The sequence below is a fragment of the Nonomuraea antri genome (genome assembly GCF_013283785.1).
GTDB lineage: Bacteria > Actinomycetota > Actinomycetes > Streptosporangiales > Streptosporangiaceae > Nonomuraea > Nonomuraea antri.
The window spans coordinates 18,917-28,817 of record NZ_JABCPZ010000142.1; the positions used below are offsets into that span (position 1 = coordinate 18,917).

At 74.4% G+C, this 9,901-nt stretch carries 8 protein-coding genes; 5 read left to right on the forward strand and 3 right to left on the reverse strand.

Annotated features, from left to right (window positions below; genetic code table 11):
• Positions 1-11 precede the first annotated feature (11 nt).
• Together HII36_RS35225 and HII36_RS35230 are read left to right on the forward strand one after the other, a co-directional pair.
• Positions 12-893 carry a PfkB family carbohydrate kinase gene (locus HII36_RS35225; protein WP_173527646.1) on the forward strand — a complete coding sequence of 294 codons (882 nt, stop codon included), beginning with the start codon at positions 12-14 and terminating at the stop codon, positions 891-893.
• Positions 894-1,020: 127 nt separating this feature from the next.
• Positions 1,021-2,961 (forward strand): primary-amine oxidase, encoded by a 1,941-nt coding sequence (locus tag HII36_RS35230; RefSeq protein WP_173527647.1) that lies wholly within the window; start codon positions 1,021-1,023, stop codon positions 2,959-2,961.
• A 148-nt stretch (positions 2,962-3,109) separates the two neighbouring features.
• On the opposite strand, the gene HII36_RS35235 is transcribed toward HII36_RS35230, so the two are convergent.
• Positions 3,110-4,450 carry a winged helix DNA-binding domain-containing protein gene (locus HII36_RS35235; RefSeq protein WP_217370361.1) on the reverse strand — a complete coding sequence of 447 codons (1,341 nt, stop codon included), beginning with the start codon at positions 4,448-4,450 and terminating at the stop codon, positions 3,110-3,112.
• A 123-nt stretch (positions 4,451-4,573) separates the two neighbouring features.
• Complete coding sequence (locus tag HII36_RS58190) at positions 4,574-5,560, reverse strand: NAD-dependent epimerase/dehydratase family protein (RefSeq protein ID WP_173527648.1); 987 nt, start codon at positions 5,558-5,560, stop codon at positions 4,574-4,576.
• Between the two features lie 342 nt (positions 5,561-5,902).
• Here HII36_RS58190 and HII36_RS35245 point away from each other — a divergent pair, with 342 nt between their 5' ends.
• From HII36_RS35245 to HII36_RS35255, 3 genes are all read left to right on the forward strand, one after another.
• Positions 5,903-6,823, forward strand: a complete 921-nt coding sequence (locus HII36_RS35245) for a sugar kinase (protein WP_328808024.1) — start codon at positions 5,903-5,905, stop codon at positions 6,821-6,823.
• 140 nt (positions 6,824-6,963) lie between these two features.
• A complete protein-coding gene (locus tag HII36_RS35250; RefSeq protein WP_173527650.1) occupies positions 6,964-7,584 on the forward strand; it encodes a bifunctional 4-hydroxy-2-oxoglutarate aldolase/2-dehydro-3-deoxy-phosphogluconate aldolase in 621 nt (206 codons plus the stop codon).
• A gap of 11 nt (positions 7,585-7,595) precedes the next feature.
• Positions 7,596-8,339: a FadR/GntR family transcriptional regulator gene (locus HII36_RS35255; protein WP_173527651.1), complete on the forward strand. Its 744-nt coding sequence runs from the start codon at positions 7,596-7,598 to the stop codon at positions 8,337-8,339.
• A 24-nt stretch (positions 8,340-8,363) separates the two neighbouring features.
• Here HII36_RS35255 and HII36_RS35260 read toward each other — a convergent pair whose 3' ends face one another.
• A complete protein-coding gene (locus tag HII36_RS35260) occupies positions 8,364-9,491 on the reverse strand; it encodes a DUF4352 domain-containing protein (RefSeq protein WP_173527652.1) in 1,128 nt (375 codons plus the stop codon).
• Between the last annotated feature and the right edge of the window lie 410 nt (positions 9,492-9,901).

Here is a 9,901-nt window from a genome sequence, read left to right on the forward strand (position 1 = left end):
GGAGCCGCGCGATGACGACGCACGACGTGCTGGTGCTCGGCGGGGCCGGGGTCGACACCACGGTCTACGTGCCCGAGCTGCCGCTGCCCTACCGCGACACCTACCACGTGCCGCCGGTGCACGACCGCATCGGCAACACCGGCGCGGGCGTGGCGCTCGGCTGCGCGGCGCTGGAGCTGCGCACCGCGTTCGCGGACCTGATCGGCGACGACCCGCAGGGCGCGCTGGTGCGCGACGCGCTGCGCGGCGTCGACTGCGCGTTCGGCGTCGCCGCCGCGGGCACCCGCCGCAGCGTGCTGCTGGTCGGCCCCGACGGCCGCCGCACCTCGCTGCACGACCCCAAGGCCACGCCGGGCGAGCGGCTGCCCAGGTCGCTGTACGCGGGCATCAGGGCCAGGCACGCGCACGTGTCGATCATGGACTTCGCCCGGCACGCCCTGCCCGACCTGGCCGGCCTCCCGATCTCCACCGACCTGCACGACTGGGACGGCGTCAACGACCACCACAAGGACTTCGCCTACGGCGCCGACCTGGTGTTCCTGTCCGCCTCCGCGCTGCGCGACCCGGCCGCGGTCATGCGCGACCTGATCGGGCGCGGCCGGGCGCACACCGTCGTCTGCACGCGCGGCGCCGACGGCTGCCTCGTCCTCACCCGCGACACCCCCGACGTGCGCGCCTTCCCCGCCGCGCCGCTGCCGGGCCCGGTCGAGGACAGCAACGGCGCGGGCGACGCGTTCGTGTCCGGCTTCCTGTACGGCACGCTGAACGGGCTGCCGGTGGCCGAGTGCGCGCGGCTGGGCGCGATCGCGGGGGCGCACGCCTGCGCGGTGCCGGGCACCCACGAGTCGCCGATCAGCAGGAAACTGCTGCTGGAGCGCGCCGCCGGAGCCTGACACGCGGCCCGGTGGGGAGACAGCGGGTTCCTCCTGAGCGACGATGGCCTGGCACGGCCGCTCGCCCGCGGGTGAGAAAGCAAGCTCGTGAGCGGGCACGCCGCCGTCCGCCCACGAGGAGGAGCTCATGAGCATGACCGCACCAGGCCGCACCCTCCCGCCGCCCGCTCACCCGCTGGCGATGCTCACCGCCGACGAGGTCCGCGCCGCCCGCGCCGCCCTGGCCGCCGCCGGGCACCTCGGCGAGGACGTCCGCTTCGCCTGGCTCGACCTCGCCGAGCCCGCCAAGTCCGACCTGCTCGCCTTCACCCCCGGCGGCCAGGTCGACCGCCGTCTCCGCGCCCTCCTGCTCGACCGGGGCACCGGGACGTGCCACGACGTCCTCGTCTCCGTCACCCGGGGCGTCGTCGAACGCGTCGAGAAGATCGACACCGCGGTGGCCGGGCAGCCGCCCATCATGGAGGAGGAGTTCGAGGCCGTCCAGCGGATCCTCGACGCCGACGAATCCTGGCGCGCCGCCCTGGCCCGGCGCGGGCTGCCCCCCGAGAGCGTCCGGGCCGTCCCGCTGTCCGCCGGGCACTTCGGCCACCCCGAGGAGGTCGGCCGCCGCGTCGTGCGCAGCTTCGGCTTCCACCAGCGGCACGAACGCGACCACCCGTGGGCGCACCCGATCGGCGGCCTGGTCGCCTACGTCGACCTGATCGCCGGCACCGTGACCAAGGTGATCGACGACGAGGTGACACCGGTGCCGGCCGAGTCCGGCGACTTCGACGACCCCGCCTATACCGGGCCCGCCCGCACCACGCTCAAACCCATCGCGATCAGCCAGCCGGACGGCGTCAGCTTCACCGTCGAGGACGGCGTGGTGCGCTGGGAGAACTGGACGCTGCGGCTCGGCTTCAACGTGCGCGAAGGCCTCACCCTGCACCAGATCACCTTCCACGACCGGGACCACGACGGTGACCGGGGCCGGGAACGTGAGGTGGTGCACCGGGCCTCGATCGCCGAGATGGTGGTGCCGTACGCGGACCCGTCGCCGCTGCGGTACTGGCAGAACTACTTCGACCAGGGCGAATACCTCTTCGGCCGGTTCACCAACTCCCTCGACCTCGGCTGCGACTGCCTCGGCGAGATCCACTACACCGACGTCGTCGTGGCCGGCGGCGACGGCGAGCCGCGGACCGTCCCACGGGCGATCTGCCTGCACGAGGAGGACCACGGGGTGCTGTGGAAGCACACCGACCTGTTCACCGGCTCGCGCGAGACGCGGCGGCAGCGCCGCCTGGTCATCTCGTTCTTCACCACGGTGGGCAACTACGACTACGGCTTCTACTGGTACCTGTACCTGGACGGCACGATCGGCTTCGAGTGCAAGGCCACCGGGATCCTGTTCGCCGCCGCGCTGCCGGACGGCGACCGGGAGCCGGAGTACGCCACCGAGGTCGCCCCCGGGCTCGGCGCGCCCTACCACCAGCACTTGTTCTCCGCCCGGCTGGACATGGCCGTCGACGGGCACCGCAACGCCGTCGAGGAGGTGGACGCCGTCCCGGTGCCGGTGAGCGACGCCAACCCGTACGGGAACGCGTTCTCCCGCCGCGTCACCCGCCTGACCCGCGAACGGGAGGCCGGGCGCGTCGCGGACACCGGCAGGGACAGGACGTGGCGGATCATCAACCCGGAGCGCACCAACCGCCTCGGCCGCCCCGTCGGCTACACCCTCGTCCCCGAGGGCCGGCCCGCCCTGCTCGCCGACCCCACGTCGTCCATCGCCGCGCGGGCCGCCTTCGCCACCCGGCACCTGTGGGTGACCAGGCACGCGGACGACGAACGCTACCCGGCCGGTGACCTGGTCAACCAGCACCCGGGCGGCGCCGGGCTGCCCGCCTGGACGGCCGCGGACCGCGACATCGACGGCACGGACATCGTGGTGTGGCACACCTTCGGCCTCACCCACTTCCCCCGGCCGGAGGACTGGCCGGTGATGCCGGTGGACACGACCGGCTTCACGCTCAAACCGACCGGCTTCTTCGACCGCAACCCGGCCCTGGACGTCCCCAGGAGCCACTGACCCCTCGGCGGTGGCTTCCCGGAGAGCCAGCCGGGAGAGCACTGGACCTTGGCGGTTCCTGACGGGTCAGCCAGGGAGGATGCGGACCTTGGGCGGGTTCCGGTCGGTCAGCCGGAGAGGACGCGGACTCCGGTGGCTTCCGGTTCGGTCAGCCGGGGAGGATGCGGACCTCGGCGGGTTCCGGCAGGGCGGCCCACCAGCGGGCGTAACGCCTGTATACGGCCGGGTCGCGGTCGGCCAGGAACGCCGTGAGCGCGGCGGCCTCCGCCGACAGCCCCGCCCAGGTCTCCTCCAGCAGCCGGTGGAACGCGTGGGCCTCGACGCCGCCGTCCACCGGCCGCCACACCCCGGCGACGTGCCCGTCCACCAGCAGCGTCGGCAGGACGTCGCCGTTCTGCCTGATGACCACCCTGCGGTAGTCGGGCGGGATCACCCGGCTGCGGTCGGCGTACGCCAGCAGGACGCTGTCCCACATGGGCAGCAGCCGGGGCGGCGCCGGGGTGTCCGCGGGCGGCAGCGGCGCGCCCGGCACGTCGAACAGCTCCACGCCGCCGGGACCGGTCATCGTCAGCAGCTCGCCGGCCATTCCGGCCAGCGCCGCCCGCACCACCGACCGTTGCAGCAGGGTGAACTGAGCGACGTCCAGCACCGAGGCCGGGCCGAACGACGCCAGGTAGCGCCGCACCAGCCACCGTACCGACTCCTCGCGGCTCTCCGCGGGCAACTGCGCGTGCGCGGCGACGAACGCGTTACGCGGGCCGAACGACCACGGCCCGCCGGTGGGCGCGTGCTGCAGCGGCGCGAACGTCCGCAACGCCCACCACACGCCCGGCTCCGCCGCGCCCAGCCGCTCCGCGAGCAACCCTTCGATCTCGGCCTTGTTACGCGGCCGCCCCGCGAACTCCACCAGCGCGGGGACGAGGGCGTCGGCGTCGGCGACGGACAGGCCGCTCCCGGTGAACCGCCGATCGCCGAGCCGGGCCGCCCGCAGCGAGCCGACCATCGCTCGGTGGAAGACCGGGTAGTCGTCGGCGTGCACGGCGTGCAGGGTGATGCGCATCAACGTCGCCTTCACCACCGAACGGTCGGCGAAGGCGGCGTCGAGCGCGGCCGGGTCGAAGGCGGCCAGACGGTTCCACAACGCGAGGTACGGCGAGGCGGGCTCCTGCGCCTGCAGCGCGGTGATGCGGCGGACCGCGTCGGCGACCTCCAGGGGTTCGCGGCGCAGGAGCAGCTGCCGGGCGAGCGTGGCCCGATTCAACCGCCGCCCACTCAACTCCCCAACCACTCCACCGACTCCACCGGTTCTGCCGGTTTCGCCAGAACCACCGGTTCTGTGGGTCGCGTCGGTTCCACCGGTCTCGCCCGCCAGGCCGGTCTCGCCCGCCAGGCCGGTCTCGGCTGTCCGGCTGGTCTTGCTGGCTGGGGTGGTCACACCCGTTTGGGTGGGTTCGTCGGCGTTGGCCGCCATCGCCTCGGTGATGCTCATTTCCGGCCTTTCCGCCGCCGTGCCCGATATTCGTCCCGTCATGGTGCCGTATCGGGGCGACAAATTCGGGGGAAGGGTCAGGCGCGGCAGGCGGAAACGGGGTCGGGGCCCAGGCCGGGATGGTCAGTCGAGCGCGTCGAGGAGTTCGCGTTCGCGGGCCGGGCTCAGGCCGGCGCGGCGTGGACGGTCGAGGCCCGCCTCGCGCTCCCAGCGCAACGTGTCGGCGAGCAGTTCCGAGCGCGGACGGTGCCGCAGGCCCGCGGCCAGCGCCGCCGCCCCGCTGCGTGCCGACCACCCCTCCCAGCCCGGCTCGACCAGCCACATCGGCAGCGACTCCGGCCCCATGTACTGGGCCACGCCCGCTTCGATCAGCCAGTCGGAACCGGCGGTGACCACCGGGCCGGTGTGCCCGCCGACCGTACGCGACAGTTCGATCCACTCGCCGAACGGCACCACCGGGCCCACGGCGTCGTACACGCCGGTGACGCCCTTCTCGGCGGAGTCGAGCAGCCACGCGGTCAGGTCGCGCACGTCGACCGTCTGGGTCGGTTCTGCCGGGATGTCGGGGACCAGCATCGGGCCGTGCGGATCGCGGGCGGCGCGGGCGACCCAGTAGCCGGAGCGCCCGCTCTGATCGCCGGGGCCGCCGATGAGCCCGGCGCGCGCGATCAGCAGCCGGTCGCCCACGGCCGCCGTCGACGCCTGCTCACAGGCCACCTTGGCCGCTCCGTACGACTCGCGGTCGACCTCTTCGCGATCGGTCGGGGCCAGGAGCGGCGTCGACTCGTCCGCGCCGAGCGTGTCGTTGGAGGCGTAGGCGCTGACGGATGACACGTACGTCCAGTGCCTGGATCGGCCGCCGAGCGCGGCGAGCGCCGAGCGGACGAAGCCCGGCTGCCACGACACCTCGAAGACGGCGTCCCACTCGCGGTCGAGCAGCGCCGCGTAGGCCGACGGGTCGCGGCGGTCGGCGCTCACGAGTCTCGCTCCGTCGGTGACGGAACCGCTCTCTCCCCGGGCCAGGCACGTCACCTGGTGGCCGCGTTCGATCGCCTGACGGGACAACTCGCGGCCCAGCAATGCGGTGCCGCCCAGAACCAAGATCTCCACCCTGCCACTCAAGCACTGCCCGCACCCGGGGACCGGCCAGGTTCACCCATAGCGGAGCCGATTCGCTGACAGCGGACCCGGGCGGGCGGCGCTCCGGGACCGGGTGGATCGGGGCCGGGTGCCGGCCCCGGGACCGGGTGAATCGCAGCCAGGCGTCGGCCCCGGAACCGGTGAATCGCGCTCGGGCGTCGGCTTGGGATCGGGTGAATCGGGGTCCGGCGTCGGATTCGGGTGGTGGAACGTGGGGGCTCTTCGTCGAGGTGCTGACATTTCGTGATTTGATAGCACCATTGACAGACAAGCAGGTAGGCACGCATGTGCGGGCGTCCGAGGAGTTCATCTGTGAGCAAGGCAGTCGAGGTCGTGGTCTGCGGTGAGGCGATGCTGCTGATGCTGGCCGAGCCGGGCGTCCCGCTGGAGCGGGCCGCCATGTTCCGGCGCGGCGTCGTCGGTGCCGAGACCAACGTCGCCACCGGGCTGGCCAGGCTCGGGCACCAGGTGCGCTGGCTGGGCCGGGTCGGCGCCGACCCCGCGGGCAGGACGGTGCTGGCCGCGCTGCGCGCCGAGGGCGTCGACACCGGGCACGTCGTCGTCGATCCGGCCGCGCCCACCGGGCTGCTGCTGCGTGACAGCCACCCGTCCAGGGGCATCGACGTGCAGTACTACCGCGCGGGTTCGGCCGCCTCGCGGCTCGCCCCCGAGGAACTGGCCCCCGCGATGGTGGACGGCGCGCGGCTGGTGCACGTCACCGGGATCACCGCGATGCTGTCCGAGTCGGCGTGCCTGGCCACGAACCGGCTGGTCGAGCTGGCTCGCCAGGCCGGGGCGCTGGTGTCGTTCGACCCGAACGTACGGCTCAAGCTGGGCGCGCCCGAGCTCTGGCGTGAACGCGTCGTGCCGCTGATGGAGAGCGCCGACGTCGTCCTCGCCGGCGAGGACGAACTGGAACTGCTCCGGCCGGGCACCTTGGCGGGAACCCTGGTGACCAAGCACCGCGACAAGTCCGCCACCTGCGGCGACGAGCGGCAGGAGGCGTTCAGCGTGCCCGTGACCGACCCGGTGGGCGCCGGCGACGCCTTCGCCGCCGGATTCCTGTCCGGGCTGCTGCGCGGGGCCGGGTACGACGTGTGCCTGCGGGAGGCGGCGGCCGTGGCGGCACTCGTCGTGCAGTGCGCGAACGACACCGACGGCCTGCCCGACCGGAGCGGGCTCGACCGGGCGCTGGCCGGGTTCACCGAGGCCGGCGAAACCGTCCACCGCTAGCCCGGGAAGACCGCCCGCCCGGGGAGACCGTCCGCCCGGGAAGACCGCCCGCCCGGCGAAACCATCCGCCTGGGGAGACCAGCCGCCAGCCCGGCCCGAGTCGGCCGATTCATCCACATTTGAAGGGAACAGAGGGGTTCATGTATCGCTGGGAGATCGTCCAGGCCGTCACCGAGCAGCGGGTGTTCGGGATCGTCAGGTCGGACACGCCCGAGCGGGCCGTCGCCGCCGCCGAGGCCGTGCTCGACGCCGGGCTGAAGGCGGTCGAGGTGGCGCTCACCACGCCGCGCGCGCTCACCGCCGTGGCCAGGCTCACCGAGCAGCGTCCCGGGGCGCTGATCGGCGCCGGCACCGTGCTGGACGCCGCCGCCGCCCGCGCCGCCGTGGAAGCCGGCGCGCGCTTCCTGGTCTCACCCAACCTGGACGCGGGCGTGATCCGCGCCGGACACCGCTACGGCGTCCCCGTCTTCCCCGGCGTGTCGACGCCGAGCGAGATGGTGCGGGCGCTGGAGGAGGGCGCCGACGCGTTGAAGATCTTCCCGGCGTCCACCGTGTCGCCGTCCTGGCTGCGGGACGTCCGCGCCGCCCTGCCCCAGGTGCCCGCGATCCCCACCGGCGGCGTGACCATCGACAACGCGCCCGACTGGATCGCGGCCGGCGCCGTGGCCTGCGGCATGGGCTCGGCACTCACCTCGGGCGGCGCCCAGGAGGCGGGCGAACGGGTCGCCGCGCTGCTCGCCAAGCTCGCCCAGGCCCGCTGAACGGCCGCACGATGCGGCTGCAGGGCCTGCACGGGCAGGTCGTGGACCGGATCGGACGCGCGCTCGTGGCCGGTGACCTGCCCGCGGGCGGGGTGCTGCGCCTGGAGGACGTCCAGGAGCGCTACGGCGTCTCCCGCACCGTCGCGCGCGAGGCGGTACGGGTGCTGGAGTCCAAGCGGGTGGTGACCAGCCGCCCGCGCGTCGGCGTCACCGTGCTGCCGATGACCGCGTGGAACCTGTACGACCCGCAGGTCATCCGCTGGCGGCTGTCCTCGCCCGGGCGTGAGGCGCAGTTGCGAGAGCTGTCCGAGCTGCGGGCCGCCGTCGAACCCGCGGCCGCCTCGCTGGCCGCCACCCGCGCCGACCCCGCCGCCCGCCGCACGCTCGTCGCCTGCGCCCAGGCCATGGCGGACGCGGCGGCCGTCCCCGCGGACTCGCCGGACGCCCCTGACACCCCGGGCGACACGGCGGCGTTCGTGGCCGCCGACACCGCCTTTCACCGGGCGCTGCTCGAAGCGTCGGGCAACGGCATGTTCGCCCAGCTCGCCGAGGTGACCGAGGAACTGCTGGAGGCGCGCCGCGACCTGGCGCTGCTGCCCGAGCAGGTCGACCTGGCCGCCGTACGCCGCCACCAGGAGCTGGCCCAAGCCGTGGCGGACGGGCGACCGGCCGAGGCGGCGCAGGCGGCGACGGCGCTGCTGGAGATCGCCCGCCACGAGGTCGAACGCCTGCTGCTGTCCTGCACCCTGCCCTGACCCCTGCGCGGGGGCGCGGGGGCGTCAGGGCAGCTCGATGCGGATGCCGACGCTCCACCCCGAGTCGTGCACCTCCAGCCCCTCCGGCTCGGCATTCGCCGGGATCTCGAACACCAGCGACCCGGTGAACGTGGTCTCCGGTTCCACGCGGATCGGCGTGACCTGCTTGCCGTCCGCGTCGAGCAGCCGTACGCCCGGATACGGCTGCTCCTTCTCGTCGATCAGCTTCTGCTGCTGCGGGTCCAGCACCCGTGCTTCCTGGCCCACGTTCTCGACCTTCAGATCGACCTCGCACGTACGCGACTGCGCGCCCTGGACCGCCTTCACGCAACCGGCGTCGGTCACGGTGAACTTGAGCTTGCCGTCCTGCGCCGCGTTCGCGCCTTCAGACGAGGGACGCAGCCACGAGACCACCAACACCACCAGCAGCACGATGCCCAGGACGACCACGATGACCAACGCCGTCAGGCAGCCCTTCAATGCGCTGCGCTTGCGCTTGGGCTGGGACTGGGGCTTGCCGCCTGGCGGACGCAGCGGGCGTGGCGAGCGCCCCGGGCGCTGGGGCAGCGGCCCGGGACCGGTGTGGTGCAGCGGCAGCGGGCCCTGACCGGTGTGCTGATGCGCCTGCGGCCCCTGGTGAGGCAGCGGCGGACGCGCGGCGCCGGGCAGCGGCCCGGGCCCGGTGCGCTCGGCGGGCGGTACATGCGGCCCCTGCGGCCCCTTGGGACCTTGCGGACCCTGCGGTCCACGGCTCATCGCCGTCGGCCCGGTACGTTCCGCGGGCATCGGCCCGGTGCGCTCCGCGGGCGGCGGCCCCTGCGGGACACGGCTGATCGGCGTCGGACCGGAACGCTCGGCCGGCGGGGTGGCCTGCGGCGGACCGGGCGGTGCGGCCTGAGGGACACCTGGCTGCGCGGCCTGAGGAGCGCCGGGCTGCGCGCCCTGTGGGGTGCCTGGCTGGACGCTCTGAGGGGTGCCTGGCTGGACGCTCGGCGGAGCGCCGGCCGGGCCGGGGCTCGCCGGTGCGCCCGGCAGGTTCGGCGAGGCGGCCGGGACACCCTGCGGTGCGGCAGGCGCGTTCTGGGGGCCTCTGCCGATGGTCGGGACCGGGCCGCTGCGTTCCGCGGGCGGGACCTGCGACCCGGGGACCATCAAGGGCCCCTGGCCGGTCCGGTCGTGCGGCATCGGGGGCGGCGGGGCGGCATTCGGAGCGTGCCCCGCACCCGGACCGGGCCGCTCGGACGGCGGCAGATGCGCCCCAGCCGGAGCACCATGCGGCCCACCGGGAGGAGCGGCCGGGGGAGCGCCCTGTGCGGAGCCCTGGGGAGCACCGGGAGGGGTGCCGTGCGGCGCACCCGGAGGGGTGCCGTGGGGGGTACCCGGAGGGGTGCCGTGAGGTGTACCGCTCTGAGGGCCGCCGGACGGGGCGCCGTGCGGCGCGCCCTGGGGGGAACCGGCAGGCGGACCCTGCGGGGAGCCCTGAGGTCCGGCCTGCGGTGCGCCCGAAGCGGACCCGTGCGGAGGGCCCGGAGGGGTGCCGTGCGAGGGGCCCGGAGGGGTGC

Bases quoted from the DNA above. Each gene is read 5' to 3' on its own strand.
- HII36_RS35225 (WP_173527646.1), top strand. From the start codon at position 12: ATGACGACGCACGACGTGCTGGTGCTCGGCGGGGCCGGGGTCGACACC.
- HII36_RS35230 (WP_173527647.1), top strand. From the start codon at position 1,021: ATGAGCATGACCGCACCAGGCCGCACCCTCCCGCCGCCCGCTCACCCG.
- HII36_RS35235 (WP_217370361.1), bottom strand. From the start codon at position 4,450: ATGAGCATCACCGAGGCGATGGCGGCCAACGCCGACGAACCCACCCAA.
- HII36_RS35250 (WP_173527650.1), top strand. From the start codon at position 6,964: ATGTATCGCTGGGAGATCGTCCAGGCCGTCACCGAGCAGCGGGTGTTC.
- HII36_RS35255 (WP_173527651.1), top strand. From the start codon at position 7,596: ATGCGGCTGCAGGGCCTGCACGGGCAGGTCGTGGACCGGATCGGACGC.
- HII36_RS35260 (WP_173527652.1), bottom strand. From the start codon at position 9,491: ATGGTCCCCGGGTCGCAGGTCCCGCCCGCGGAACGCAGCGGCCCGGTC.